Genomic DNA, 26,931 nt, shown 5'->3' with positions numbered 1-26,931 from the left:
AATGAAAGAAAATATTAAGCTCGGTTTAATATTATTAATTATAACTTCTATTGCTGGACTTACTTTAGGACTTGCTAATAATGCTACAGCGGAGTCTATAGCACAAAATTCAAAAATAAATAAAGAAGATTTAAAGGTTATATTGCCTGGTGCAGACACTATAAAGGATTCCCCTAAGGAACCTTCAGGCATTGTGAAACAGATATTAGAAGCATATAGCGGAAGTGAATTAGTTGGCTATGTTTTAAAGGTTACACCTAAAGGCTTTCATGGTGATATAGATATGATGGTAGCTATTAACAAAGAAGGTAAGCAAACAGGGATAAAGGTTATAGCTCAATCTGAGACCCCTGGGGTAGGATCTAAAATAGAACAACCTATTTTCCAAGATAAATTTAAAGATAAAGCTATAGATAAACCTTTAAAGGTAGTAAAGACCTCAGCGGCACAACCTAATGAAGTGGAAGGTATATCCGGTGCCACTATTTCATCTAATGCTGTAGCTACTGGTGCTAATGAAGCTATTAAGTTTTATAAAACTAACATCAAAGGCGAAGCTGCAGAAGAAGATAACAAAACTATAAATTTAAAAGCTTTAAAGATAGATGGAGATAAGTTAGGGGAAGCTGAAGCGTTAAAGAATGATACTGTAATTGCTGTAAATAAGGTAATGAAAGGTGATAAGGTATCAGGATATGTTATTACTGCAAAAGGCAAGGGTGCTTACAGCGATTTAACAGTAGCAACAGCTATTGATATAGATAAGAAAGTTGTAACAGGCATTCAGGTATTAGATCACAATGAAACTCCAGGTATTGGAGATGTAGTAATAGAAGAAGATTTCACTAGCAGATTCTCTAATAAATCTGCCGAGGATAAAGTATCTGTAGAAGCTATTTCCGGTTCCACCTTAAGTTCTAAAGGGGTTATGGAAGCAGTAAATAAAGCTTTAGAGTACTTTAAATCAAATTTAAAAGGCTAGGTGAAAAACATGAATAAAAACTTTGAAAGAATAAAGAACGGAATAGTTACTGAAAATCCGATTTTTGTACAGGTTTTAGCAATGTGTCCTACACTAGCTGTAACTTCTAGTGCTAAAAATGCTTTAGGTATGGGTTTAGCCACTACAGTGGTTTTGATATTTTCAAACTTTCTAATATCAGCGCTTAGAAAGGTAATTCCAGATAAAATAAGAATACCAGGTTATATAGTGGTTATCGCTGCCTTTGTTACAGTGGTAGATATGCTTATGCATGGATATGTCCCAGCATTATATAAGTCTTTAGGAATATTTATACCACTTATAGTAGTTAACTGTGTAATCCTAGGAAGAGCAGAAGCTTATGCAAGTAAAAATGGCATAGTTTCTTCCATCTTTGATGCTATAGGAATGGGTTTAGGATTCACTGCTGCATTATTTTCCGTAGGGATTTTTCGTGAAATAATAGGTGCAGGTACTATACTAGGAAGACAAATTATGCCAGCTGCCTATAAACCAGTTTCTATAATGGTGTTAGCTCCTGGTGCATTCTTCACTTTAGGTGCACTTATGACTTTAATAAACTATATTAACATTAAGAAAAATAAAGGTAATGCATCCAATGTTACATTAGATCATGATTGCAGCAAATGCAGCATGGGTTGTGCCGGCAGATGCGGAAATATTGATTTAGCAAAATAAATTTATCATAGAAGGTGAATGGGATGAGATTATTTACGATATTTATAAGCTCCATGCTTATTAATAACTTTGTACTTTCAAGATTTCTTGGAATTTGTTCATTCTTAGGGGTTTCTAAAAAGAAAGATGCAGCGCTAGGAATGGGACTTGCGGTTACCTTTGTTATGACTCTAGCTTCAATGATGTCATGGTTAGTTTATAACGGAATACTAGTTAAGCTTCATATTGAATACATGTCAACAATAGCCTTTGTACTTGTTATTGCAGCCTTGGTTCAATTTGTGGAAATGGTAATAAAAAAGACAAGCCCAGCACTATATAAAGCACTAGGTATATACCTGCCTCTTATTACCACTAACTGTGCTGTATTAGGTATGGCGGTATTAAACATGAAGGAAGGTTATTCCTTTTTAGAGTCTGTAACCAACGGAGTAGGTGCAGCTTTAGGATACACCTTAGGAATATTACTTTTAGCATTTATCAGAGAAAAAACAGATAATAATGATGCTATTCCTCAGCCACTAAAAGGGCTGCCAATAACTTTATTTACCGCAGGGCTTATGTCCATTGCATTTTTAGGCTTTCAGGGTCTTATACATTAGGAGGGAAAGAACATGGATTTTTCTACTTTAGTATTTCCAGCTTTAAGTTTAGGAGGATTAGGATTAGTTTTTGGAGTGCTTTTAGGTTATGCTTCCAAAAAGTTTGAAGTGGAAGTGGACCCACAAGTACCATTAGTGAGAGAAGCTTTGCCTGGTGCTAACTGCGGTGGCTGTGGATTTGCCGGTTGCGACGCTTATGCTCAAGCAGTAGTGGATAGAGTGGCACCAGCTAATGCTTGTTCCGTAGGAGGAGCAGGGGTAGCAGAAAAAATAGGAGAAATTCTAGGAATAAGCGTAGAAGCTTCAGCAAAAAGATCTGCTTTTGTAAAATGCAATGGTGATTGTCAAAGCAGTAAAAATAAATATGAGTATTCTTCAAATTTAGACTGTATTGAAGCCTCAAAGCTTCCAGGTGCTGGTGCGAAGGCATGTACCTATGGATGCTTAGGATTAGGCTCTTGTGTTAAGGTTTGTCAATTTGATGCTCTTTATATCGTGAACGGCATAGCAAAAGTTGATGAAAGTAAATGTACTGCCTGTGGTGCCTGTGTGGACATATGTCCTAAAAATCTTATTGAATTAGTGCCTGCTGATAAACAGGTTAGAGTAGCTTGTAATTCAGAAGATAAGGGTAAAGAGGTTAGAGAAAATTGTGCAGTGGGATGTATAGGCTGTAAGATCTGTGAAAAGAACTGCCCTCATGATGCTGTACATGTAGTGAATAACATAGCCAAGGTAGATTATGATAAATGTACCCAGTGCGGAAATTGTGTGGTTAAATGCCCTACCAAAGCGATAAAGAACTTAATGAGTTAGTAAAAAGACGGTGTAAGCCGTCTTTTTTGTTGATGTACATATTTTATAGTGCTATAATCTGTATTATTGAAGATAAATAGGAGAAAATTATGAACCTTAAAAATAAAGTAGCAGTGATAACAGGAGCCTCTAGAGGAATAGGCAGAGGTATAGCCTTAGAACTTTCTAATGCTGGGGCTAGTGTGGTAATAAATTATGTTTCTAATGAAAAAATGGCAGAAGAAGTGGTAAAGGAAATAACAGCCCTAGGAAGATCGGCCATAGCCATTAAAGCGGATGTTTCAGATTTTCAACAAGCAAAAGAGCTAATGGAAAAGTCAAAACAGCACTACGGTAAGATTGATATTTTAATTAATAATGCAGGGGTATCTCATAATGGACTATTTATGGATATGGATATTATAAATATCAAAAAGATTTTAGATACTGATGTATTAGGTATTATGAACACCACCCATGCTGTAATGAATGAAATGATTTATAGAAAATCAGGAATAATAGTAAATATTTCTTCCATTTGGGGTAACTGTGGAGCTTCCTGTGAAGCGGTTTATTCTGGAGCAAAATCTGCAGTAAATGGCTTTACAAAGGCTTTAGCCAAGGAGCTAGGTCCTTCTAATATCAGGGTGAATGCTATTGCTCCCGGGGTAATAGATACAGAAATGAATGGATGGCTTTCAGAAGAAGAAAAAGCTGAACTTATGGAAGATATACCTTTAGGTAGGTTTGGAACCACTAAAGATATAGCTAATGCAGTTTTATTTCTGTGCAGTGATTATGCAAACTATATAAGCGGACAGATAATAACTGTAGATGGAGCCATGATATAAGAAGTAAAGGGCTTAGATTAAACCTAAGTCCTTTACTTTTCTTTTTCTAGATCAAAATAAAATTTAACGCCCTTTTCGGTATTATATACTCCAAAGTTACTGTTATGAAGCTGTAATATGTTTTTAACTATAGCTAAGCCCAAACCAGTGCCACTTTCTTCAGAACGGCTTCTGGATTTATTAAGCTTATAAAATCTCTCCCAGATACTGTTGATTTCTTCTATAGGTATAGATACCCCGTGATTTTCTATGGAAAACTCTATTTTATCATTTTTATCTAAGGTTTCTATATTTATCACATTACCTGTGGGGGTATATTTATATGCATTGGAAAGCAAGTTATTTATAACTTGTTCTATTCTAAATCTATCACCATAAATATTAGAATCACCACAAAGTTTTACTAGGGTTTTAAGTTCTTTTTCTTTAAATATATCATTAAATTTGTTAATGGAATTATTTATTAAGGTATTTAGCTGAAAATTTGTATAGTTAAGCTTATAATAACCAGATTCAAGATAGGATAAATCTAACATATCTTTTATTAAATTTTCAATGTTTTGTGTTTCATCTAAAATAACTTCTAGATAAAAATTCTTGCTGCTTTCATCGGCAATATTATCCTTTAATCCTTCTGCATAACCTCTTATTATACTTATAGGAGTTTTAAGGTCATGAGATATTGCTGCGATAAATTCTTTCCTCATTTTTTCTAAAGCTCTCTCTTTTTCTATATCTTCCTGAAGGTTTTGATTTTTTTGTCTTAATTCTATTAAAGCTTCGCTTAAGTTTCCTGATAAAAAGTTAAGAGTAGCAGCTAGACTGCCAATTTCATCGTCTCTACTATCGTCGCATTTTACATCAAAATTTAAAGAGCTGAGCTCCTTTGCTTGATTATTTAGTTTAACTAATGGTTTTGATATCATATTGCTATATATAAGGGATAATATAATTACTAAAACCAGAGCTGCAGCAAATATGTATATAAATAGTTCCTTAATAACTGCAGAAGCCTCGTTTATGGGCTGAACGGAAGCCACTGTAACAATTATACTATCATTTTTTGAATTAAAGGAAAAAGGAGCTATACCCACTATATAATCTGCATCATTACTGTTAGAAGGCAGCATAGAAACCACAGCTTTATCTGAAGACTTTATAGACTCTATATAGGCCTTATTTGTAAAAAGCTGATTAAATAATGCATTTAGTAAATTAATTACTTTGGTGTTTTCTTTTTGCTGGTTAGAAACATATTTAATCTTACCAGAGTAATCATATATAGCAATTTTTGAATTATTTACCTCTTCAAAGTTTTCTAAGGCTTTATAGAGCACTAAATCATTTGATATATCAAAGGAGTAGGAGGCCCTAAATTTATTAAGGTTATTTCTCAAATTTTTAATTTTTCTATCCGTATAGAACTGCGTAAAGTAGAGAGATTGAAATATCATAGTTCCAGATATTAAGATTAAAAGTGATATGGAGGTTATAATAAATAATCTTTTAGTTATACTATTCTTCATTGTTCACCTCAAATCTATATCCGCTGCCCCTTACGGTGGATATTAAACTAGCTTTATCTTTAAGCTTTTCTCTAAGTCTTTTAATGGTGGTATCCACTACTCTTAAGTCTCCGTAAAACTCATATCCCCATACGTTATCTAAGATTGAATCACGAGTTAAAGCTATACCTTTATTATCTACTAGGTATATAAGCAGCTCATACTCTTTAGGGGTAAGATTTATTAAAGTATCATCTACATACACACATTTTGCTGTTTTATTTATTTTCAAGCCTTTTATATCTAATATATTAGGGATAGCATTAGAGCTATAGGATCTTTTGAGAATAACTTTTATCTTTGCCATGAGTATTTTAGGACTAAAAGGTTTTGTTATATAATCATCAGCTCCTAATTCATAACCTAATAGTTTATCATCTTCTTCGCTGCGAGCGGTTAATAAAATAATAGGAACTAGAGAAACTTCTCTAATCTTTTCACATACTTGAAATCCATCTAGTAAAGGCATCATTATATCTAGTATAATTAAATCTACAGGGCTTTTTGCAAAAAACTCCACTGCATCCTTACCATTGGTGGCTTCTATTATGTTATAACCTTCTTTTTTTAAATAATCCCTTAATAATATTCTCATTCTAATTTCATCTTCTACTATCATAATAGTTTCTTTCATGTTATCAAGCCCTTCCCAAAACTATTAATTATATTATAATTAGTTATTATATAATTATATAATATTATAGATAATTTTTGTATTCAAAAGGAGATTGTTAATGAATAAATTGATGTTTAACTCGTGTAATCACAGCATGAATAATGGTTTAAAAGTAGTAACTATTAAAAAAGAAACAAAACTAGCCTCTATACATGTGGGATTAAAAGTAGGGGCGATGTTTGAAGATAAACATGAAAAGGGAGTAAGTCACCTAATTGAACATATGCTGTTTAAAGGAACAAAGTCTAGAAATAATGAAAGGCTTAATGAAGAGCTGGAGTTTTTAGGGGGAGATTATAATGCGTATACGGACTATACTTGTACTGTTTATGGTGTTACAGCACTAGAAGAGGAATTAGAAAAATCCGTGGAATTATTATCCGACATGCTTATTAACTCAACCTTTACAAAAGAAGAGCTAGAAAAAGAGAAAAATGTTATAGTAGCTGAGATAAGAGCCAATAATGATGATATTGAAGATTATAGTTTTAAAAAGGCTCATGAAGCAGCCTTTAATGTAAGTGCCTTAAAAAATGATGTGGCAGGGACAGAAGAAAGTGTTTTAAGTATAAGCAGAGAAATGCTTTTGAATTTTTATAATAAATATTATTGTCCCAATAATTGCGTTATAACTGTGGTATCATCCTTAGACCATGAAGAGGTAATAGATATATTAAGTAAGTATCTTTCTAAATGGGAAGAAAAACACATAGATGAAAAGAAATTTATAAAAGAAAAAAACAATAGTTTACTTAAAACTTCCTATAAAAATGATATGGAACAAAGTACTATAACCTATTTATTTACTTTTAATGAGCTTCCTAAGTCTATGGAGTTACCTTTGAAGATACTAAACTTAAAATTAGGGGAAAGTTCAAATTCAATTTTATTTAGAGAGCTGAGAGAAAATAGGGGACTTGCATATGACATATATACCTTTTTAGATATGAGTAAAAATGTTAAAACTTTATATATTTATACTGCAGTATCAGAAGAAAACATTGAAGAAACTATGAATGCCATAAATAAATGTATAGATGGTATAAAGAATAAAAAGATACTATTTAACACAACTACTGTAAATTTAATGAAGAAGGTTCATAAGACTGCTGTAGTTTCCACCTTGGAAGATTCTACTGACCTAGGTAATTATGTGTTACATCAATGCCTAGAAGATGAGAATATTTACGAGTTTATACAAGATATGCACAGATTAGAAAACCTGCAGGGTTCCCATATTTATGATGTTGCTAATGTAGTGCTTAATGATCCTACCATTCATATACTAAAACCTATATAATAAGGGTGATACCATGGAAAACAAAATTACTAACATAGAAGTGCAAAAGAGAAATAAAAAGAGGGTTAATATATATATTGATGAGGAATACAAATTTTCTTGTGATACTGAAATCATATATAAGTATAATCTTTCTAAAGGACAACACATTGATTTAAAGGATTTAGAAGAGATAATTAATGAAGACAACTATTTGAAAGCTAAGGCTGCAGCCTTTAGAATTATTGAAAGATCTTATAAAACTGAAAAAGAAATAGAAGATAAGCTTATACAAAAAGGTTTTGACAAAAATATAGTAGAAAGAATAAAAAAACTATTAAGAGAATATGATTTTATGAATGACGTTAAATATACTCAAGCATTTATAAAAGACAATATAAAAAATCAAGGAAATAAGAAAATACAATATAATTTAAGTAAAAAAGGTGTATCAGAGAGTTTAATTAAAAGAGAATTAGGTAAGATTAATAAGGAGGATATGGAAAAATATGCTACAGTAATAGCAGAAAAGAAATATTCTCAGCTCATTAAAAGAGAAAATGACACGTGGAAACTTTCCAATAAACTAACTTCATTTTTGCTTTCTAAAGGATATGAATATGAAATGGTAAAGGCTATTGTGCGTAAGATTACTAATATTTCTGAATATGAATAAGGTGAATGTGATGAATAACAAAAACCCTATATCTTTGTTTTTAATTTTCCTTTTTATTTATCCAATACTAAAAGGCTTTATAAAAAAATATAATACTAAGGATATAAAGTGGGAGCTTAGTGAGTTTGAAAAAAGTGTATCTGCTTTATTAGCCTTGATTTTTGGTTTTTTAGTATTTAAAAACTATTTTTTAGTTAGAGAAAATGGAATATTTACTTATATTCCACAAAAAGTAATTTTAGTTTTGGATGCGTATCCTTGGCTTTTATATGTGATAGTTTTACCTATCTTGGGATTATTTTTTTATCAGATATTCCATTTAACTTTTTTGCTTGTTAACTCAATAATTTTATTTCCCTTATTGGATATTGTTGAGAGGTTTTTAAAGAATAGGAGTATTCTTTTTAAGAGAATAACCGGAGCCATTGCAGAACTTCCTAAATCTATGTGCAATGTTGTATTCTTTATATTTATATTGAATTTCGCTTCCATATTGAACATAAGCCCAAAATTAAACACTTTACTTGAGGAATCAAACATATATACTAATTTATGTAAGCAAATTGTTATACCAGTAACAAATTCCAAATTGGCAAAAGCTCTACCTAATATCGTTGATAACTCTTTTAAAGTGAAGATACAAGATGATAATGGAATAGGTACTTGGGAAGATATAAAGAAATATAAAAATATATCATTAAATAAAAATAAACAAATAGTATATTACAATGGAATAACCTTGGAAGAGGGCATTAGGAGCAATGAAGAGATTAATAATTATGCGAAACATATAACAGCAGGTCAAAACACTGATAGGGCTAAAGCGAGAACACTATATGCCTGGATTGGTAGTAATATAAATTATGACGATGATAAAGCTCAGCAAATATTAAACAACGACTTTTCATCAAAGTCAGGATCCATTATCACCTTTAATACTAAAAAAGGCATTTGCTTTGATTATGCATGTTTATATGTTTCTATGAGTAAGGCAGTGGGGCTTAAAGTTAGAATGGTAACGGGAGAAGGCTATAATGGGATATCCTGGGTAAGCCATGCTTGGAATCAGGTATACTTAGAGGATGAAGACAAATGGATAAATGTAGATCCAACTTTTTATAAAGGTGGGAACTATTTTAATAGCAGAAGGTTTGAACTAGATCATAAAAATCCTAAGATAATTGGTGAATGGTAAAAAAGCATCCTTAATTAAGGATGCTTAGGTAAGCCTTTAATTATTAAATTTATGGCTTTTTCGCATTCATCATCATTATTATCTAATGACCAAGCTGTATTAAAGTATACTAAAGCTTTTTTATTATTTTTAATCATAGCATAGCAATAAGCTAAATTAAAAAAGTATTTTGAATCTACTTTAAGTGAAATTGCAGATTTAAGCAGCTCAATGCCTCTTTGGTATTCCTTTAATTTTATACAGCAAACTGCGGAGTTATAATATGAACAAGCTTCATAGGTTTTGTTTTCAATAGCTTTTTTGTAAAACTTTAGAGCTTTCTCATATTCTTTTACATTATAACAATGGTTTGCTTCATCAAAATAATCCATAATAGTCTCCTTAATTATTGCTTTAACTATAAATATTTATATTAATAAGGGGATATTCATTATAATTTTTGACAAAAAAGAAAAATATATACATAATTAATTATTGTTATATAACTTTTAGGAGAGATTAAAATGTGGGAAATGTATAATGTGGGTCTAGATGTAGGATCTACTACAGTGAAGATTATAGTACTAGATGAAAATAATAACTTGATTTTTAAAAGATATGAAAGGCATTTCTCCGATATTAGGAGTACCATAAGGAAATTACTATTTGAATCTTCAAGTATTTTGAAAAAAAGTTCTATTAAAATAAATGTCACTGGCTCAGGTGGCTTATCTGTATCCAAATGGTTAGATATACCCTTTGTTCAAGAGGTAATCGCTTCAAGTACCACAGTAGAGGAGCTTATTCCAGATACTGATGTAGCTCTTGAACTTGGAGGAGAAGATGCTAAAATAACTTTTTTTGATACTACTTTAGAACAGAGAATGAACGGAACTTGTGCTGGTGGGACAGGTGCCTTTATAGATCAAATGGCGGTTTTATTGCAAACCGATGCTGCAGGATTAAATGAACTCGCTAAAGATTATAAGGTTATATACCCTATAGCAGCAAGGTGTGGGGTATTTGCTAAAACCGATATTCAGCCACTTTTAAATGAAGGTGCCAGGAAAGAAGATATAGCAGTGTCAATATTTCAAGCAGTGGTGAATCAAACAATAAGTGGACTAGCCTGTGGAAGACCTATAAGGGGTAACGTTGCTTTTCTAGGTGGACCACTTTATTTTCTATCTGAATTAAGAAAGAGATTTATCGAAACCTTAAACCTTGAGGATTCTCAAATTATTTTTCCGGAAAATTCACAGCTTTTTGTAGCTTTAGGAGCAGCACTAAATGCAAGACAATCAGAAAGTATAAGCTTTAACTCATTAATGTCTAAGGTTCAAAATATGAGTGAAATTAAAGATATAGAAATACAAAGATTGTCCCCTCTTTTCAAAAACACTAAAGAATTAGAGAAATTTAGTGAAAGACACCAAAAAAATAAAGCAAAGTATAAAGAATTTAATAAGCAAGAAGGAGCTTGTTATCTTGGAATAGATGCAGGTTCTACCACTACTAAGCTAGTGCTTATAGATGATGAAAACAGTATTTTATATAGCTATTACGGAAGTAATAAAGGAACCCCTCTAGATCAGGTTATACGTTCTTTGGAGGATATGTATTTAAACATGCCTAAGGAGGCATATATAGCCAAGGCTGTAGTAACTGGTTATGGTGAAGCTATGATTAAAACAGCATTGAAGGTGGATGAGGGAGAAATTGAGACCATAGCCCATTATAAAGCAGCAAAATACTTTTTGCCCGGGGTTGAGTTTATCCTTGATATAGGTGGGCAAGACATGAAATGTTTAAGGATTAAGAATGATGTCATTGAGAGCATTCTTTTAAATGAAGCTTGTTCTTCTGGATGTGGCTCTTTTATAGAAAGTTTTGCTCAATCATTAAACTATGATGTAAAGGATTTTGCTAAAGAAGCCTTATTTGCAGAGAATCCCGTAGACCTAGGCTCAAGATGCACTGTATTTATGAACTCTAGAGTTAAACAAGCTCAAAAAGAAGGAGCTTCTGTAGGCGATATATCCGCAGGGCTTTCCTATTCAGTTATAAAAAATGCATTATACAAGGTTATTAAAATACGAAAGCCTGAAGAAATAGGAGAGAAGATTATTGTTCAAGGTGGTACCTTTTATAATGATGCTGTATTAAGATGTTTTGAGCAAATACTTGGCAAAGAAGTAATAAGACCTGATATAGCAGGATTAATGGGAGCTTTTGGAGCAGCTTTAATAGCAAAGGAAAGATGCAAAGAAAATGAAACTTCTTCAATTTTATCAAAGAAAAGCTTACAAGAGTTTTCTTCAGATATAACCTTAAGAAGATGCGGTTTGTGTAATAATAATTGTCTTCTTACCATAAATAAATTTAACTCTCAAGAAGAATTTATATCGGGAAATCGATGTGAAAGGCCTTTAGGGAAAACAAAAACAAAGAATGAAATACCTAACTTATATGATTACAAGTACAAAAAAATATTTTCTTATAAAGCTTTAAGTGAAAAAGAAGCTTTTAGAGGTACCATAGGTATTCCCAGGGTATTAAATATATATGAAAATTATCCTTTTTGGTTTACATTATTAACCAAGCTAGGGTTTAGGGTAGTATTATCAGCCCAGTCTTCAAGAAAAGTTTATGAGATGGGCATTGAAACCATACCATCTGAATCTGCTTGTTACCCTGCGAAGCTTGTACATGGTCATATTATGGATTTAATTAATAAAAATGTTAAAACTATTTTCTATCCTTGTATACCTTATGAGCAAAAGGAAGATAAGTGTGCTAACAACTGCTACAATTGTCCTATTGTCACTTCTTATCCAGAGGTTATTAAAAATAATGTAGAGGAATTAAAAACTAAAGAAATTAGGTTTATGAATCCATTCTTTTCCCTAAATAATAGAAAGATATTAACAAAACGAATATTTCAGGAACTTAAAGATTTTAATATTACCTTGAAGGAAGTAAAGTATGCTGCAGATGCAGCATGGGAAGAATATGATAAATTTAAGGAAGATATAAGAAAAAAAGGTGAAGAAGTAATTAAATATCTAGATAATACGGGGAAAAAAGGTGTGGTTTTGTGCGGCAGACCCTATCATATAGACCCGGAGATAAATCATGGGCTGCCCAATATAATTACCGGCTTTGATATGGCTGTATTAACGGAGGATTCTATTTCCCACCTGGGAAATCTGGATAGAGATTTAAGGGTGGTAGACCAATGGATGTATCATACAAGACTATATAATGCAGCAGAATATGTTACTAAGAAAAGTAATCTGGAGTTGATTCAGTTAAACTCTTTTGGATGTGGTCTTGACGCGGTAACTTCAGATCAGGTTCAAGAAATATTACAAGCAAAAGATAAAATATTTACCTTATTAAAAATCGATGAAGTAAATAACTTAGGAGCCATTAAAATAAGGATACGTTCATTAAAAGCTGCATTAATGGAAAGAGAAAAATCCCTATATAATCCTAAAAATAATAATTATAAGTATGATGATGTTATTTTTAATAAGAGTATGAAAAAAGCTCATACCATATTGGCACCTCAAATGTCACCCATTCATTTTGAGCTGGTAGAAGAGGCGTTTAAAGCTAGTGGATACAACGTTGAAATACTTCCCACAGTGGATAATGAGGCCATAGAAGAAGGGCTAAAATATGTGAATAATGATGCTTGCTATCCTTCTATAATAGTTATTGGACAGATGATTCATGCCCTTAAATCAGGAAAATATGATTTAAATAATACCTCAGTAATTATTACCCAAACCGGAGGAGGATGTAGAGCCACAAATTACATCGGCTTCTTAAAGAAAGCTTTAAGAGAAGCAGGCTTTGAGAGTATTCCAGTGATATCTTTAAATGCAGTAGGCTTAGAAAAACAATCTGGTTTTAAAATCTCACTGGAACTTTTAAATAAGGCTATGATGGCTCTGGTTTACGGAGATCTATTTATGAGAGTGCTTTATAAGGTAAGGCCCTATGAAGAGGAAAATGGATCTGCTAATAAGCTATACAGACATTGGGCTGAAGTGGCAAAACATAATGTATGTAATGGCAGCCTAAAAGAATTTAATGAAAATATTAAAGCTATTATTAAAGATTTTGATAACTTGAAATTAAAGGATATAAAAAAGCCAAGAGTGGGAATTGTAGGAGAAATATTGGTTAAATTTCACCCTATGGCAAATAATAATGTGGTGGATATAATAGAAAAAGAAGGAGGGGAGGCAGTAATGCCCGACCTCATAGACTTTTTCTTGTATACCTCTTACGATGCTGATTTCAAGTATAGAAGCCTGGATGGAACATGGCTTTCTATGGTTCAATCTAAAGTTATAATAAAAGCTATAGAATTTTATAGAAATACCTTAAAGAATGAATTAAATAAAAGTAAAAGATTTAATACACCCGTTAGTATACAGGAGCTAGCTAATAAAGCATCTAAGGTTTTATCTTTAGGGAATCAAACCGGGGAAGGATGGTTTTTAACCGCTGAAATGATGGAACTTTTAGATAGTGGAGTAGATAACATACTTTGTGTTCAACCCTTTGCATGTTTACCAAACCATGTTACAGGCAAAGGAATGATAAAAGCTTTAAGACATAGGTACCCTTACGCTAATATAACAGCTGTAGACTATGATCCAGGTGCCAGTGAGGTAAATCAGTTAAATAGAATAAAATTAATGCTTTCTGTAGCTATGAAAAATCTAAATGCTCAGGATATGGTAAAAGAAACCTTAGATGAAGTAGCTAGTTTTAAAGAAAGATAGTGGTTGACAATTAAGATTAAAGTATTATAATATTAGGTATCTAAATCAATGAAGAATATTTTAATTTAAAATTTACAAGCTTTGAGAAAGAGGAGTAAAGATTATAAGATAATCAGAGATAAGGGTTCTTGGCTGAAAAACCTTTTTTATCGGAAATCTTGAAGGTAGCTTTTGAGCTTCTTTACTGAAATTTAGTAAGTAAAGACGGCAGCCATGCCGTTATGTATATGAGAGCCCATGGTAGTGGGAAAAAAGGTGGTACCGCGAGTCTTCGTCCTTTTAGGATGAAGGCTCTTTTCTATTTTTAATAAATTATTAGGAGGAGATTTAATGGAAGAAAATAAAAACCTTTCTACGACCTATAATCCAAAAGAATTTGAAGAAAGAATTTATAAAACCTGGGAAGGCAAAAAGTATTTTACACCTATTATTGATAAGAATAAAAAACCTTATACTATTATTATGCCACCGCCTAATATCACAGGGCAGCTTCACCTAGGGCATGCGCTAGATAATACACTTCAAGATATACTTATAAGATTTAAAAGGATGCAAGGGTATGCTGCATTATGGCTTCCAGGGGAAGACCATGCAAGTATCGCTACAGAGGTTAAAGTAGAAAATGAACTTTTAAAACAAGGTTTAAAGAAAAAAGAAATGGGTAGAGATGCCTTCCTAGAAAAGGTTTGGGAATGGACTGATACCTATAGAGAAAGAATAAGAACTCAACTTAAAAAAATGGGAGTGTCCGCTGATTTTACCCGTGAAAGCTTTACTATGGATGAAAATTTAAGTAAAGCAGTAAGACACGTATTCGTTAAACTATACAATGAAGGACTAATATATCAAGGAAATAGAATAACAAACTGGTGTCCTAAATGTCAGACAGCACTTTCAGATGCTGAGATTGAATATGAAGAAAAAGAAGGAAGCTTTTGGCATATTAAATATCCTTTAGTAGGCAGTGTTGAATATTTGGAGATAGCTACTACAAGGCCAGAGACCATGTTAGGAGATACTGCAGTAGCGGTGAACCCTAATGATCCAAAATACTCTCATCTTGTGGGTAAAAAGCTTATACTGCCTCTTATGAATAGAGAGATACCTATTATAGCTGACGAATATGTAGATATGGAGTTTGGTACAGGAGCTGTTAAGATAACACCTGCCCATGACCCTAATGACTTCTTAGTGGGTAATAGACATGACTTACCTATAATCAGGGTTATGGATGACAAGGGAACCATAAATAATTTAGGTGGAAAATATGCTGGTTTAGACAGATATGAAGCTAGAAAGGCTATAGTTAAAGATTTAGAGGAGCAAGGGCTTCTAGTTAAGATAAAACCTCATGTACACAATGTAGGAACCCACGATAGATGTAGCACTGTGGTAGAGCCTATAATATCAAAACAATGGTATGTTAAGATGGAAAGCTTAGCTGAGCCAGCTATAAAGGCTGTGAAAGAAAAGAAAACCAAGTTTATTCCTGAAAGATTTGAAAAAATTTATTTTAACTGGATGGATAATATTCAAGATTGGTGTATCTCAAGACAATTATGGTGGGGACACAGAATTCCTGTTTGGTACTGCGATGATTGCGGTGAGATAATAGTAACAGAACAAGAACCACATAGCTGTAATAAATGTGGAAGCAGCAAATTAACACAGGATAAGGATGTTTTAGACACATGGTTTAGCTCTGCTTTATGGCCTTTTTCCACTTTAGGATGGCCAGATTCTACAGAGGACCTGGAGTATTTTTATCCTACCAGCACCTTGGTTACAGGTTACGATATAATATTCTTCTGGGTAGCTAGAATGATTTTTTCAGGAATTCATAACATGGGAGAAGTACCTTTTGAAAATGTCCTAATGCATGGAATTGTAAGAGATTCTGAGGGTAAAAAAATGTCAAAGTCCCTAGGAAATGGTGTAGACCCACTAGAAGTTATTGATAATTATGGAGCGGATGCTTTAAGATTTATGCTGGTAACTGGTAATGCCCCAGGTAATGATATTAGATTTTATCCTGAAAGGGTAGAAGCTGCAAGAAACTTTGCTAATAAAACTTGGAATGCCTCTAGATTTGTTATGATGAATTTAGATAAAGAGTTAATGAACAAGTATAAAAATAATACAAATTACTCTTTAGCGGATAGATGGATTCTTTCAAAATTAAATAATTTAATTAAAGAAGTAACTTATAATTTAGATAAATTTGAAATAGGCATTGCGTTGCAAAAGATCTATGACTTTATTTGGACTGAATTCTGTGACTGGTATATAGAGCTTGTAAAACCTGTACTTTATGGTGAAGGAGAAGAAAGTAAAGGTATAGTATTCAATGTACTATATAAAGTTTTAACGACTTCTTTGCAGCTTCTACATCCAGTAATGCCTTTTATAACAGAAGAGATATATACTCATTTGGCAGAGGAATATGAATCCATAACCATTTCAAAATGGCCAGAATCAGATGATGATCTTATTGATTCTAAAATAGAAGATGAGATGAATTATGTTATTGAAGCAATTAAGGCTATCAGAAATGTTAGAGCAGAAATAAATGTACCTCCTTCCAAGAAAGCTAAACTTATGGCTTACGTTACAGAAGAATCAAAAGGTGCCTTTATTAAGGGAAAAGCTTATATTGAAAAATTAGCCTTTGCTAATGAAGTTGTTTTCTTAGAATCCAAGGAGGGGTTACCTAATAACCTAGTATCAGCCCTATCTAAGGGAGGAGAATTCTTTATGCCATTATTAGATCTTATAGACAAGGATAAAGAATTAGAAAGATTAAATAAAGAAAAGGAAAAATTAACTCTAGAAATTGAAAGAGTAAATAAGAAACTTTCCAATAATGGTTTTGTAGCAAAAGCTCCAGAAGCAGTGGTTAACGAAGAAAAAGAAAAGGGTAAAAAATATGAAGCTATGCTATTGGCTGTGATTAATAGAATAGATAGCTTAAAATAAATATCTTATAATAAATAATAAGTCAACCAAAATGGTTGACTTATTATTTTTCTAGGAGATAATTTTCCAAGGCTTTGGATAATTGATCAGGACAAGATGTATCCTTATTTCCACATTTTATCCCTTTTAGTCTATTGATAACTTCTTGGATTGGCATACCTTTTACCAGGCTGGAAATACCCATGAGATTTCCAGGGCAGCCAGATGTAAATTTTACTTCTTTAACTATTTCCCCTTGCAAATTAATTTCAATTTGTTTTGCACAGACACCTTCAGTTTTATATACTATCATTTTGCACCCCCTAACTGCACAAAGATTATTATACTATAAAATATAAATTATGTTAATTAACAAAAAGTAATGTCCTTAATTAATTTTAAACATATATTATAAATACAAGTACTATTGCAGGGGGTGAAACTTCTATATAAGAAGGTAAATATGAGTAAGCTTTATGTATGTAATACAGCCTCGGATTATATTTCAGAAGTGGATATTATAACTTTAAAAGAAAGAAAAATCAATCTGACAAAGTATGCAAATAGAATAGGGCCTCATGGCATTTGTTCCTATAATGATAATTTGATAGTAGCAAATAATTATAGCAATTCCATAACAAAGATTGATATAATGCATAATGATACTGAAGATTTTTTTATTGGAGTGCATTTAAACGATGTAAGGGTATATAAGGATACTGCTTATATAATATGTGGTGAAACAAATTCATTAATAACTTTCGACTTAATAAATAATAGAGTCATGGAATATATACCTACTGGTATCTATCCTCATAGTATAGAAATTTGTGAAGAATTGGCTTTAGCTGTGATAACTAATATGCTAAGTGAAAATATAATATTGTTAGATTGTATATCCAATGAAGTAATAGGAAATATAAAAGTTGGTCATTATCCTACTAAATCCATATTCACCCCTGAGGGAAAAGGAATATTAATATGTTCAAGCAATATGGGGGCTGATAAACCTGGCGGCATAAAGCTGTTAGATTTAGAAAGCTTAACTGTAGTAGGGGAAGTAATGGTGGGAAGGTCTCCTGTGGATATATGCTGTGACCAGTATGGGTATAGCTATATCACCAATTTTAACGATGGAAGTATAAGCATAGTAAATTATAACTCTATGAAGGAGTTATATAAAATATTCATAGGTGGAATGCCTAGGGGAATTGTGAAAAATAACTATGATTTATTCATTGGGGATAATTATAACAATCTACTTATTAATTATAAACTTAGCAGTAAAGAAATAAAAATCATACCTGTAGGTAAAGAACCCAACGGTATGATTATAAATTAGCTTTATTCTATAAGGGACTTAATTATCTTATTATATATTTCTGATGAATTGTCTTGCCACTTTTTGCATAGTTCTTGAGCCTGTTTTTTTGATGCCACAGAGATTTTTAAATCAATAATAATGTAATTATCTTCTGTAGCTTTTAAATTTACTATAAAATTATTGCTTTCAGTTATAGTATAGTCTGAGGTAATGCTTTGTTCTTTTTTGATTTTTTCTAGTTTATTATTAATATATTCATCTATAACTTGAATCTTAAATGGGGATATCCTTTGATTAAATAATTCTAAAACCTTGTTTCCTTTTGGAGAAATAGCAATGTTTTTCTTAACGTCCCCATCGTTGGTAATTAAGAACTCTGAAGATATAAGTTCCGTTATATATTGCTGTAAAATAAAATAATTCATTAAATTATTTTCTAATACTATCTCTGTAAGTTGAGTATTAGAGATGGGATATTTAATCTTTTTTATTATATAAAGTAGTATTAATTTGTTTTCTGCTAATTCTATAGTATTCTCATACATGAGTATCCACCCTCCATTAAGGCAAGAGTATATTTATTATTATATCATAAAAAGCACTTTAAGGGTGCTTTTTTGTATTATTGTTTATTGTAAAAGAATATATATCATTATGAGGATTATAAAGAAAAGAGGATTTTGTATGAATAAAAAACTTTATCATAAAGTTATATTTTCACTTTTACTGCTGTTTTTAACAGGTTTATCATCAATATTACTATCAAAATTAGATATTAAAACCTTTGCTACTAATAAGAAACTCCCAATTTACTCAGTAGAAACTAAAAAGCAAGATATTGCTATAACTTTCGATGTGAATTGGGCGGAGAAAGATCATTTATATGAAATTCTAGATATTTTAAAAAATAAAAATGTTAAGGCTACTTTTTTTGTAATGGGTGGATGGATAGAGTATAATGAGGAAAATGCAGCTAAACTAAAAAGAATTTATGATGAAGGGCATGAAATTGGAAATCATAGCAATATGCATCCTGATATGACTAAAATTACTAAGGATAGAATGATTAAAGAAATTGAAGTAACGGATTCTATTATAAAAAAGCATACGGGAATTACAACAGATTTATTTAGATGCCCTAGTGGAGCTTATAATGATAATGTTATAGAAACCGTAGAGTCTACTAAACATTTTTGCATTCAATGGGATGTGGATTCTATTGACTGGAGAGAACAGGGAGAAGCAATAGAATATGAGAGAGTAATGAAGAAAGCAAGTCCAGGCTCTATAATACTATTTCACAATGATGCCAAGTATACACCTAAGAATTTAGAAAAGATCATCGATAATTTAAAGGATAAGGGCTATGAGTTTGTTGTTATTTCAGAGCTTATATATAAAGATGATTATTATATAGATATTAATGGAAAACAACATAAAAATTAATCCTATTGAAATCTATAGATTAAATGTATTATAATGGAAACAACAGATATTATATTTGTTTTTTCAAAGTATGGTTATATTTTCAAATTAACTAACATATTTTATTTTAAAGATTAAAAAACCAAGGGAGAGAGGGGTTAAGATGGACAATTTGATGTTAAACAATAAGATCTATCTAGAAGGAACTGTTGTTTCTAAATTATCATTTAGTCACGAAATGTATGGGGAGGGCTTTTATACTTTTGATATGGAGGTCATGAGATTAAGTGATACTAAAGATATGCTAAACATTACCGTATCTGAAAGAATTATCACTGATGTGGATTTGACCATTGGTAATGATATCATCGTAGAGGGTCAATTAAGGTCTTATAACAAATTTGTAGATGGCGCTAATAAACTTATACTTACTGTATTTGCTAGAAATATAGAGCCATGTTTAGAAAAGAGTAAGAACCCTAATGAAATATTTTTAGACGGATATATATGTAAAGAACCTGTTTACAGGACTACACCTTTTGGAAGAGAAATTTCTGATGTCTTATTAGCGGTGAATAGAGCATATAACAAATCGGATTATATACCTACAATAGCTTGGGGAAGAAATTCAAGATTTTGTCAAACTTTAAGTGTTGGGGATAACATTAGAGTTTGGGGAAGGTTACAGAGTAGGGAGTATCAAAAGAAGGTGTCTGATACAGAAGTGATTAGAAAGGTTGCCTATGAGGTATCTATATCAAAGATGGAAAGAGTTAATAAAGATAACACAATAATAGATGAAGAAATTGGTGTGGTTTAATTAAAATTTAGAATTTAGAATGGAGGAGGAAACTCCTGGCGGAGTTTCTTTAAATGTAAAAAAGATTTAAGAAAAAACACCTTGTTAAAAAACAGGGTGTTTTTTAACAAGGTGTGAAAGGTGCTTTTTGGGGAGCGCCTTTTAATTTATTAAATGATTATTTTCTTAGATCATCTAGTAATTTGGTTTTATCTTTGGTTTTGTCATCTACGGATTTGATGATCTTAGCTGGGGTACCAGCCACTACTACAGATTCTGGAATGTCTTCCACTACCACGGAACCAGCAGCTACTACAGAACCTCTTCCTATGTGAACCCCTTCAAGGATTACTGCGTTGGCTCCAACTAAGACATCATCTTCTATAATACATGGATTTTTGCTAGGTGGTTCTAAAACTCCTGCCACCACCGCTCCGGCTCCTATATGAACTCTGTTTCCGATATTAGCTCTAGCACCCACTACAGCATTCATATCTATCATGGTTCCTTCTCCGATTTCGGCACCGATATTAATCACTGCACCCATCATTATTACAGCATTTTTACCAATAGTAACCTTATCACGAATAATAGCGCCAGGTTCTATTCTAGCATCTATTCCTGTTAAATCCATTAATGGAATAGCAGAATTTCTTCTATCATTTTCAATTCTAAAATGATGAATTTTTTCTTTATTATCTAAAATAAATTTTCTTATTTCATCGCTTTCACCAAAAAGTATGTAAAAATTATCATTTCCAAACCATTCTAATGTCCCCATATCACAATTGGAAAGAGCTCCATTAACATATACCTTTACCGGTGTAGATTTCTTAGATTCCTTTATAAATCTAGCAATTTCATAAGGATCTGTAAAATTGTAACTCATTACATCATCACTCCTAATGTTTAGTTAATACTTGAAAAGTAACGTTAATAATTATTATAATAAATAAACGCATTTATTAAAAGGGGTAAGACAATTATAATATAATTAACAGGAGGTAATTTATATGAATAAATATGTACAGAACATAGAAATATCTGGTATAAGGAAGTTTTTTAATAAGGTTATAGAAGTACCAGAGGCTATTTCATTAACCTTAGGACAACCAGATTTTCCAATGCCTATAAAAATTAAGGAAGCTATGATTAATGCCATTAACATGGATAAAACCACATATACACCTAATGCAGGAATATATGAACTAAGAAAAGAGATATGTCATTATTTATCCTCCATGGAGATAGATTATAATCCAGAGGAGGTATGTATTACAGCAGGGGGGAGCGAAGCCTTGTACTCCACCCTAACTGCACTGATTAATCAAGGAGATAATCTTCTAATACCCAGTCCTGGATATCCGGCTTATAAGAGTATAGGAGCTCTTTTAGGGGCTGAAATAAAGGAATATCCTTTAAACTCTGACTTTACATTTAATGTAGACAGTATTAAAGATTTAATTCACACCGAAAAAAATAATTATTTAGTTCTTTCTTTTCCATCAAATCCTACAGGAGGAATAATAACAAAAGAGCAGTTAGAAGAACTTCATAAAGTTATTTTACAAAATAATATAATGGTTATTACTGACGAGATATATGCAGCTTTATGCTATGAAAAATATCATTCTATTGCAGCATTTAAAGATATAAAAGAAAAAGTTGTTTATGTAAGTGGTTTTTCAAAAATGTTCTCCATGACTGGATTAAGGATTGGATATGTGTGCGCTTCTAAGAATTTACTTGATGAGATTATGAAAGTTCATCAATATAATGTATCTTGTGCTAATTCAGTGGCTCAATATGGGGCGTTAGAGGGTTTGAGAACCTCCATGCAGGAAGTTCTTCATATGAAAGAGGAATTTATGAAGAGAAGAGATTATACATATGAAAGATTAAAGGGTATAGGATTCAATTGTAACTTGCCTCAAGGAGCATTTTATATTTTCCCTTCCATAGAAAAGTTTAATACGAACAGTGAAAAATTCTGTGAATCCTTATTATATCAGGGAAAAGTTGCCTGTGTTCCTGGAAGTGCATTTGGAAAATATGGGGAGGGATTTATAAGAATTTCGTATAGTTATTCTTTTGGTGAATTAGAAGAAGCATTAAATAGAATAGAAACATGGGTTAATATGGTATAACTTTAGTAATTTACAAAAACTGTCTGTATATTTATTCAGACAGTTTTTTACTTTTTTTACAGAGTAAAAAATATTTCTTATTTGTTAACTATTTAAGAAATATTCATATGGTAATTTAGCATATACTATAATAATAAAAAATAATTGTTTTGCAAAAATTGATAGTTAACAATGATAATATTGCATTTTTTTGAAAATTGTATTGTGTGGGAATGTTATTTGTAATAGAATTAGATATAAATTTATTACTTTTATTTACAGATTTATTAATTAGGGGGCTAAATTAAAAATTTGGGGGGATCGTATGATTAAGTATGTAATAAAAAGACTCTTTGCTAGTGTGGTTACCATTTGGATTGTAATTACGCTTACTTTCTTTTTAATGCGTTTTATGCCTGGGGGACCTTTTGATGGTGAGAAAACTCTTCCGCCAGCTATAAAAGCTAACTTAGAGGCAAAATTTGGATTAGACAAGCCTATTCTAGAACAATATAAGATTTATTTGGTTAACCTTACAAAGGGAGAATTAGGTCCTTCTATGAAATATGAAGGTAGAACTGTTGATTGGGTAATTAGCTACTCTTTTCCGGCATCAGCTAAGCTTGGGGTGGTAGCTGTAACCTTATCTTTAGTAGTAGGAATACTGTTAGGTATTATATCTGCTTTAAAACAAGGAAAGTGGCCAGACTCTCTATGTATGCTTTTAGCTACCATAGGTGTTACGGTGCCTAGCTTTGTTATAGCTTCTCTGCTTATTTATGTTTTTGCAGTTAAAGCTAAATTACTTCCTGCTACAGGTTTTAAAGATTGGAGATATTATATAATGCCATCTATAGCATTGGCGGGATATTCCTTGGCTTTTATCACTAGACTTACAAGATCAAGGCTTTTGGATGTTTTAAGACAAGATTATATAAGAACTGCTAAGGCTAAAGGGTTAAGCAGAAAAACTGTTATATTTAAACATGCTTTAAGGAACTCTTTAATTCCTATAGTGACATATCTTGGACCTCTTATAGCTGGAGTACTTACTGGAAGTTTTGTAGTAGAAAAAATATTTGCCATCCCTGGATTAGGTAGAGAATTTGTTACCTCTGTAAATAATAGAGATTATACTACACTGTTAGGTGTTACTATATTTTACAGTACGTTTTTAATATTATGTAACTTTGTGGTAGATATTTTGTATGTAGTAATAGATCCTAGAATAAAACTAGAGAGTACTGAAGCTTAGGGGGGGATTAAATGGATATTAATAGTAATATGTTTGAATTTCTGCCTGCAGAAGAAAAAAATCGAAATGAAATAGTAAGGCCAAGTATAAGCTATTGGCAAGATGCTTGGAGGAGATTAAAGAAGAATAAACTAGCTATTATTTCTTTAATTTTTATTGTAATAATAACTTTATTAGCAATAGCAATTCCAGCTTTTTCTAAATACGATTATGCTACTAATGACCTCGTAGCATCAAATCAATGGCCAAGCTCAAAGCATTGGTTTGGAACAGATCAATTGGGAAGAGATATGTTTGTTAGGGTAATGTTTGGTGCTAGATATTCACTTATTATAGCATTTGTAGCTTCAATTTTAAATTTTATTATTGGTATTTTGTATGGCGGCATTTCTGGATATGTAGGAGGTGCGGCAGATAATATAATGATGAGAATAGTTGATATCCTTTATTCTATTCCTATGATGATATATGTAATCATAATAATGTCTATTTTAGGAGCCGGATTGTCTAGCATAATTATAGCCTTAGCTATTTCCTATTGGCTATCCATGGCCAGAATTGTTAGAGGGGAAGTGCTTCAATTAAAAAGTCAAGAATTTGTTTTGGCAGCTAAAGTACTTGGAGCCTCCAACAGAAGAATACTATTAAGGCACCTTATACCTAACTGCATAGGGCCTATAATAGTAACATTAACCTTATTAATACCTCAAGCAATATTTACTGAATCATTCTTAAGCTTTATAGGTTTAGGGCTTTCAGCACCAAAAGCTTCCTGGGGAACTTTAGCCAGTGATGCTATGCAGGGATTATATGTATATCCTTATCAGCTATTATTTCCTTCTTTGGCAATTTGTTTAACTATTTTAGCCTTCAATCTATTAGGTGATGGGTTAAGAGATTCTTTAGATCCTAGAATGAGGAGATAGAAGGGGGAAATATATATGGATACATTATTAAGTATAAATAATCTTAAAACATCTTTTTTTACTCATGTAGGAGAAGTTCAAGCTGTAAGAGGAGTCTCTTTATATTTAAAAAGAGGTGAAGCTTTAGGAATAGTAGGGGAATCTGGTTCTGGTAAAAGTATAACTATGATGTCTATGATGCGTTTACTTGAAGAAAATGGAAAAATATTAGACGGACAAATTATTTTTGAAGGCTCTGATCTGACAAAACTAAGTGAAAAGCAAATGCAAAAAATAAGAGGAAATGATATTGGGATGATATTTCAAGATCCTATGACATCATTAAACCCAGTTTATACTATTGGAAATCAGCTTATAGAACCGCTGATGAAGCATAAAAATATGAGTAAAAAGGATGCTTTTGACACTGCGGTAAAAATGCTACAACTGGTAGGGATTCCTAGTGCAGAAAAAAGAATGAAGCAATATCCTCATGAGTTTTCAGGAGGAATGAGACAAAGAGCAATGATAGCTATGGCTATTGTTTGCAATCCTAAACTGATAATAGCTGATGAGCCAACTACTGCTTTAGATGTTACTATTCAAGCGCAAATATTAGAATTAATGAAGGATTTAAAAGATAAACTCAATACTTCTATAATACTTATCACACATGACTTAGGTGTAGTGGCAGATATGTGTTCTAGAATAAATGTAATGTATGGTGGAATGATTGTAGAATCAGGAACTACCAGAGATATATTTTACAATCCTAAACACCCATATACTTGGGGATTATTAAAGAGTGTTCCAAACCCTAAAAATATAGCAAAAGAGAGATTAAATCCAATTGATGGTCAGCCTCCAGATTTATTGAAACCACCTGTAGGATGTCCTTTTACTGATAGGTGTGATTATGCGATGAAAATATGTATGAATAGTAAGCCACCCATGTTCGAGATAAATAATGAGCATAATGCTGCCTGCTGGTTGAATCATGGCTTAGCACCTAAGATTAATGCAGATGCACAAGGAGGTAATGCATAATGGGTAACGAAGTTCTTTTAGAAGTAAAAAACTTAAAAAAGTATTTTAGAGCTAAAAAAGGCTTATTTGCTCCTAAAAGCTATGTTAAAGCGGTGGATGGAGTTTCTTTTACCATAAATAAGGGTGAGACATTAGGGTTAGTAGGAGAATCTGGTTGCGGGAAAACCACCACAGGAAGAACCATTGTTAAGCTTTATGAGCCTACTGCTGGAAAGATATTGTATAATGGCGAAGATATAACAAATTATGATTATAATAAAGTTCTTCCTTTTAGAAGAAAAATTCAGATGATATTTCAAGATCCATATGCGTCTCTTGACCCTAGAATGACTGTGGGTGATATTGTAGGAGAAGCTATAGATATTCATAAGCTTGCAAAAGGTAAAGAGAGAACTGAAAAGATACAGTATTTACTTAGAAAAGTAGGACTAAACAGTGATCATATAAATAGATATCCTCATGAGTTTTCAGGAGGTCAAAGACAGAGAATAGGAATTGCAAGAGCTTTAGCCGTAGAGCCGGAGTGTATAATTTGTGATGAACCGATATCAGCATTGGATGTTTCTATACAAGCTCAGATAGTTAATATGTTGGAAGATTTACAAAGAGATTTAGGATTAACCTATTTGTTTATTGCTCATGATCTTTCTATGGTTAAACATATTTCTAATAGAGTAGGGGTTATGTATTTAGGTAACCTTGTAGAAATAACTAATAGTAATGAACTCTATAAGAACCCATTGCATCCATATACTAAAGCGTTGTTGTCTGCTATACCTATACCAGATCCAGATATATCTGCTTCAAAAAAAAGAATAGTGCTAGAAGGAGAAATACCTTCTCCTATAGACCCACCTCCAGGTTGCAAGTTTAAGGGCAGATGCAGATATGCTAAACCTATCTGTAATGAAGTCGATCCAGAACTTATAGAGGTGGAACCTAGGCATTTTGTTGCTTGTCACTTGTATTCCTAGCATAAATTTTGGCTTAGCCA

General features: G+C 32.0%; 24 protein-coding genes and 1 other annotated feature. Of the genes, 18 read left to right on the top strand and 6 right to left on the bottom strand.

Going from position 1 to position 26,931, the window contains the following annotated elements:
• Window position 1 precedes the first annotated feature (1 nt).
• The 5 genes from BUA82_RS14295 to ymfI all read left to right on the top strand — a co-directional run bounded on the left by BUA82_RS14295 (window position 2) and on the right by ymfI (window position 3,929).
• A complete protein-coding gene (locus tag BUA82_RS14295) occupies window positions 2–982 on the top strand; it encodes an RnfABCDGE type electron transport complex subunit G (protein WP_073009628.1) in 981 nt (326 codons plus the stop codon).
• Between the two features lie 9 nt (window positions 983–991).
• Window positions 992–1,681 (top strand): electron transport complex subunit RsxE, encoded by a 690-nt coding sequence (rsxE, locus tag BUA82_RS14290; RefSeq protein WP_073009626.1) that lies wholly within the window; start codon window positions 992–994, stop codon window positions 1,679–1,681.
• A gap of 23 nt (window positions 1,682–1,704) precedes the next feature.
• Window positions 1,705–2,283: an electron transport complex subunit RsxA gene (gene rsxA / locus BUA82_RS14285; protein WP_073009624.1), complete on the top strand. Its 579-nt coding sequence runs from the start codon at window positions 1,705–1,707 to the stop codon at window positions 2,281–2,283.
• Window positions 2,284–2,295: 12 nt separating this feature from the next.
• On the top strand, window positions 2,296–3,099 hold the full coding sequence (locus BUA82_RS14280) for an RnfABCDGE type electron transport complex subunit B (protein WP_073009622.1): 804 nt from the start codon (window positions 2,296–2,298) through the stop codon (window positions 3,097–3,099).
• 89 nt (window positions 3,100–3,188) lie between these two features.
• Complete coding sequence (gene ymfI, locus BUA82_RS14275) at window positions 3,189–3,929, top strand: elongation factor P 5-aminopentanone reductase (protein ID WP_073009620.1); 741 nt, start codon at window positions 3,189–3,191, stop codon at window positions 3,927–3,929.
• Window positions 3,930–3,961: 32 nt separating this feature from the next.
• Here ymfI and BUA82_RS14270 read toward each other — a convergent pair whose 3' ends face one another.
• On the bottom strand, window positions 3,962–5,455 hold the full coding sequence (locus BUA82_RS14270; protein ID WP_073009618.1) for a sensor histidine kinase: 1,494 nt from the start codon (window positions 5,453–5,455) through the stop codon (window positions 3,962–3,964).
• A complete protein-coding gene (locus tag BUA82_RS14265; RefSeq protein WP_073009616.1) occupies window positions 5,445–6,128 on the bottom strand; it encodes a response regulator transcription factor in 684 nt (227 codons plus the stop codon). The genes BUA82_RS14270 and BUA82_RS14265 overlap by 11 nt, the downstream gene beginning before the upstream one ends.
• A 100-nt stretch (window positions 6,129–6,228) precedes the next feature.
• On the opposite strand from BUA82_RS14265, the gene BUA82_RS14260 reads away from it, so the two are divergent.
• From BUA82_RS14260 to BUA82_RS14250, 3 genes are read left to right on the top strand one after another with little or no spacing between them, the layout of a single operon-like run.
• Window positions 6,229–7,470: a M16 family metallopeptidase gene (locus BUA82_RS14260; protein ID WP_073009613.1), complete on the top strand. Its 1,242-nt coding sequence runs from the start codon at window positions 6,229–6,231 to the stop codon at window positions 7,468–7,470.
• A 13-nt stretch (window positions 7,471–7,483) separates the two neighbouring features.
• On the top strand, window positions 7,484–8,125 hold the full coding sequence (gene recX, locus BUA82_RS14255; RefSeq protein WP_073009611.1) for a recombination regulator RecX: 642 nt from the start codon (window positions 7,484–7,486) through the stop codon (window positions 8,123–8,125).
• A 10-nt stretch (window positions 8,126–8,135) separates the two neighbouring features.
• Window positions 8,136–9,320, top strand: coding sequence for a transglutaminase-like domain-containing protein (locus tag BUA82_RS14250; RefSeq protein WP_073009608.1), 1,185 nt, complete (start codon window positions 8,136–8,138; stop codon window positions 9,318–9,320).
• 14 nt (window positions 9,321–9,334) lie between these two features.
• Here the strand turns inward: BUA82_RS14250 and BUA82_RS14245 are convergent, their stop codons facing one another.
• On the bottom strand, window positions 9,335–9,691 hold the full coding sequence (locus BUA82_RS14245) for a tetratricopeptide repeat protein (protein ID WP_073009605.1): 357 nt from the start codon (window positions 9,689–9,691) through the stop codon (window positions 9,335–9,337).
• Window positions 9,692–9,823: 132 nt separating this feature from the next.
• On the opposite strand from BUA82_RS14245, the gene BUA82_RS14240 reads away from it, so the two are divergent.
• Both BUA82_RS14240 and BUA82_RS14235 read left to right on the top strand, forming a co-directional pair.
• Window positions 9,824–14,101, top strand: a complete 4,278-nt coding sequence (locus BUA82_RS14240; RefSeq protein ID WP_073009602.1) for a 2-hydroxyacyl-CoA dehydratase — start codon at window positions 9,824–9,826, stop codon at window positions 14,099–14,101.
• A gap of 72 nt (window positions 14,102–14,173) precedes the next feature.
• Window positions 14,174–14,383 (top strand) — a binding site (T-box leader).
• 48 nt (window positions 14,384–14,431) lie between these two features.
• Window positions 14,432–17,077 (top strand): valine--tRNA ligase, encoded by a 2,646-nt coding sequence (locus BUA82_RS14235; RefSeq protein ID WP_073009599.1) that lies wholly within the window; start codon window positions 14,432–14,434, stop codon window positions 17,075–17,077.
• 43 nt (window positions 17,078–17,120) lie between these two features.
• Here BUA82_RS14235 and BUA82_RS14230 read toward each other — a convergent pair whose 3' ends face one another.
• Window positions 17,121–17,369 carry a TIGR03905 family TSCPD domain-containing protein gene (locus tag BUA82_RS14230; RefSeq protein ID WP_073009596.1) on the bottom strand — a complete coding sequence of 83 codons (249 nt, stop codon included), beginning with the start codon at window positions 17,367–17,369 and terminating at the stop codon, window positions 17,121–17,123.
• A 150-nt stretch (window positions 17,370–17,519) separates the two neighbouring features.
• Between BUA82_RS14230 and BUA82_RS14225 the strand changes: the two genes are divergently transcribed.
• A complete protein-coding gene (locus tag BUA82_RS14225; RefSeq protein ID WP_073009593.1) occupies window positions 17,520–18,398 on the top strand; it encodes a YncE family protein in 879 nt (292 codons plus the stop codon).
• 2 nt (window positions 18,399–18,400) lie between these two features.
• On the opposite strand, the gene BUA82_RS14220 is transcribed toward BUA82_RS14225, so the two are convergent.
• Complete coding sequence (locus tag BUA82_RS14220; protein WP_073009590.1) at window positions 18,401–18,925, bottom strand: DUF4364 family protein; 525 nt, start codon at window positions 18,923–18,925, stop codon at window positions 18,401–18,403.
• A gap of 139 nt (window positions 18,926–19,064) precedes the next feature.
• On the opposite strand from BUA82_RS14220, the gene BUA82_RS14215 reads away from it, so the two are divergent.
• Together BUA82_RS14215 and BUA82_RS14210 are read left to right on the top strand one after the other, a co-directional pair.
• Window positions 19,065–19,826, top strand: a complete 762-nt coding sequence (locus BUA82_RS14215; RefSeq protein WP_073009587.1) for a polysaccharide deacetylase family protein — start codon at window positions 19,065–19,067, stop codon at window positions 19,824–19,826.
• A 142-nt stretch (window positions 19,827–19,968) separates the two neighbouring features.
• A complete protein-coding gene (locus BUA82_RS14210) occupies window positions 19,969–20,625 on the top strand; it encodes a single-stranded DNA-binding protein (protein ID WP_073009584.1) in 657 nt (218 codons plus the stop codon).
• Between the two features lie 157 nt (window positions 20,626–20,782).
• Here the strand turns inward: BUA82_RS14210 and dapD are convergent, their stop codons facing one another.
• Window positions 20,783–21,493 (bottom strand): 2,3,4,5-tetrahydropyridine-2,6-dicarboxylate N-acetyltransferase, encoded by a 711-nt coding sequence (gene dapD, locus BUA82_RS14205; RefSeq protein ID WP_073009581.1) that lies wholly within the window; start codon window positions 21,491–21,493, stop codon window positions 20,783–20,785.
• Between the two features lie 124 nt (window positions 21,494–21,617).
• On the opposite strand from dapD, the gene BUA82_RS14200 reads away from it, so the two are divergent.
• The 5 genes from BUA82_RS14200 (at window position 21,618) to BUA82_RS14180 (ending at window position 26,911) form a co-directional block, all read left to right on the top strand.
• Window positions 21,618–22,751 (top strand): pyridoxal phosphate-dependent aminotransferase, encoded by a 1,134-nt coding sequence (locus BUA82_RS14200; RefSeq protein WP_073009578.1) that lies wholly within the window; start codon window positions 21,618–21,620, stop codon window positions 22,749–22,751.
• 304 nt (window positions 22,752–23,055) lie between these two features.
• The gene (locus tag BUA82_RS14195) at window positions 23,056–23,985 is read left to right on the top strand and encodes an ABC transporter permease (protein WP_073009576.1); all 930 of its coding nucleotides are present in this window, start codon (window positions 23,056–23,058) and stop codon (window positions 23,983–23,985) included.
• 11 nt (window positions 23,986–23,996) lie between these two features.
• Entirely contained in the window at window positions 23,997–24,911 is a 915-nt protein-coding gene (locus BUA82_RS14190) for an ABC transporter permease (protein ID WP_073009573.1), read from the top strand.
• A gap of 15 nt (window positions 24,912–24,926) precedes the next feature.
• A complete protein-coding gene (locus BUA82_RS14185; RefSeq protein WP_073009571.1) occupies window positions 24,927–25,937 on the top strand; it encodes an ABC transporter ATP-binding protein in 1,011 nt (336 codons plus the stop codon).
• A complete protein-coding gene (locus BUA82_RS14180) occupies window positions 25,937–26,911 on the top strand; it encodes an ABC transporter ATP-binding protein (protein ID WP_073009568.1) in 975 nt (324 codons plus the stop codon). The genes BUA82_RS14185 and BUA82_RS14180 overlap by 1 nt, the downstream gene beginning before the upstream one ends.
• The last annotated feature ends 20 nt before the right edge of the window (window positions 26,912–26,931 follow it).

Origin of the sequence: Clostridium amylolyticum, from assembly GCF_900142075.1 — a bacterium.
In the GTDB taxonomy this organism is placed as follows: domain Bacteria; phylum Bacillota; class Clostridia; order Clostridiales; family Clostridiaceae; genus Clostridium_AA; species Clostridium_AA amylolyticum.
Note: the sequence above shows the minus strand (reverse complement) of the source record. Positions and strands in the feature narration are given on the sequence as shown.

Excerpts from the sequence above, each read along its gene's own strand:
- BUA82_RS14295 (WP_073009628.1), top strand. The coding sequence starts at position 2 with ATGAAAGAAAATATTAAGCTCGGTTTAATATTATTAATTATAACTTCT.
- rsxE (WP_073009626.1), top strand. The coding sequence starts at position 992 with ATGAATAAAAACTTTGAAAGAATAAAGAACGGAATAGTTACTGAAAAT.
- rsxA (WP_073009624.1), top strand. The coding sequence starts at position 1,705 with ATGAGATTATTTACGATATTTATAAGCTCCATGCTTATTAATAACTTT.
- BUA82_RS14280 (WP_073009622.1), top strand. The coding sequence starts at position 2,296 with ATGGATTTTTCTACTTTAGTATTTCCAGCTTTAAGTTTAGGAGGATTA.
- ymfI (WP_073009620.1), top strand. The coding sequence starts at position 3,189 with ATGAACCTTAAAAATAAAGTAGCAGTGATAACAGGAGCCTCTAGAGGA.
- BUA82_RS14270 (WP_073009618.1), bottom strand. The coding sequence starts at position 5,455 with ATGAAGAATAGTATAACTAAAAGATTATTTATTATAACCTCCATATCA.
- BUA82_RS14265 (WP_073009616.1), bottom strand. The coding sequence starts at position 6,128 with ATGAAAGAAACTATTATGATAGTAGAAGATGAAATTAGAATGAGAATA.
- BUA82_RS14260 (WP_073009613.1), top strand. The coding sequence starts at position 6,229 with ATGAATAAATTGATGTTTAACTCGTGTAATCACAGCATGAATAATGGT.
- recX (WP_073009611.1), top strand. The coding sequence starts at position 7,484 with ATGGAAAACAAAATTACTAACATAGAAGTGCAAAAGAGAAATAAAAAG.
- BUA82_RS14250 (WP_073009608.1), top strand. The coding sequence starts at position 8,136 with ATGAATAACAAAAACCCTATATCTTTGTTTTTAATTTTCCTTTTTATT.
- BUA82_RS14245 (WP_073009605.1), bottom strand. The coding sequence starts at position 9,691 with ATGGATTATTTTGATGAAGCAAACCATTGTTATAATGTAAAAGAATAT.
- BUA82_RS14240 (WP_073009602.1), top strand. The coding sequence starts at position 9,824 with ATGTGGGAAATGTATAATGTGGGTCTAGATGTAGGATCTACTACAGTG.
- BUA82_RS14235 (WP_073009599.1), top strand. The coding sequence starts at position 14,432 with ATGGAAGAAAATAAAAACCTTTCTACGACCTATAATCCAAAAGAATTT.
- BUA82_RS14230 (WP_073009596.1), bottom strand. The coding sequence starts at position 17,369 with ATGATAGTATATAAAACTGAAGGTGTCTGTGCAAAACAAATTGAAATT.
- BUA82_RS14225 (WP_073009593.1), top strand. The coding sequence starts at position 17,520 with ATGAGTAAGCTTTATGTATGTAATACAGCCTCGGATTATATTTCAGAA.
- BUA82_RS14220 (WP_073009590.1), bottom strand. The coding sequence starts at position 18,925 with ATGTATGAGAATACTATAGAATTAGCAGAAAACAAATTAATACTACTT.
- BUA82_RS14215 (WP_073009587.1), top strand. The coding sequence starts at position 19,065 with ATGAATAAAAAACTTTATCATAAAGTTATATTTTCACTTTTACTGCTG.
- BUA82_RS14210 (WP_073009584.1), top strand. The coding sequence starts at position 19,969 with ATGGACAATTTGATGTTAAACAATAAGATCTATCTAGAAGGAACTGTT.
- dapD (WP_073009581.1), bottom strand. The coding sequence starts at position 21,493 with ATGAGTTACAATTTTACAGATCCTTATGAAATTGCTAGATTTATAAAG.
- BUA82_RS14200 (WP_073009578.1), top strand. The coding sequence starts at position 21,618 with ATGAATAAATATGTACAGAACATAGAAATATCTGGTATAAGGAAGTTT.
- BUA82_RS14195 (WP_073009576.1), top strand. The coding sequence starts at position 23,056 with ATGATTAAGTATGTAATAAAAAGACTCTTTGCTAGTGTGGTTACCATT.
- BUA82_RS14190 (WP_073009573.1), top strand. The coding sequence starts at position 23,997 with ATGGATATTAATAGTAATATGTTTGAATTTCTGCCTGCAGAAGAAAAA.
- BUA82_RS14185 (WP_073009571.1), top strand. The coding sequence starts at position 24,927 with ATGGATACATTATTAAGTATAAATAATCTTAAAACATCTTTTTTTACT.
- BUA82_RS14180 (WP_073009568.1), top strand. The coding sequence starts at position 25,937 with ATGGGTAACGAAGTTCTTTTAGAAGTAAAAAACTTAAAAAAGTATTTT.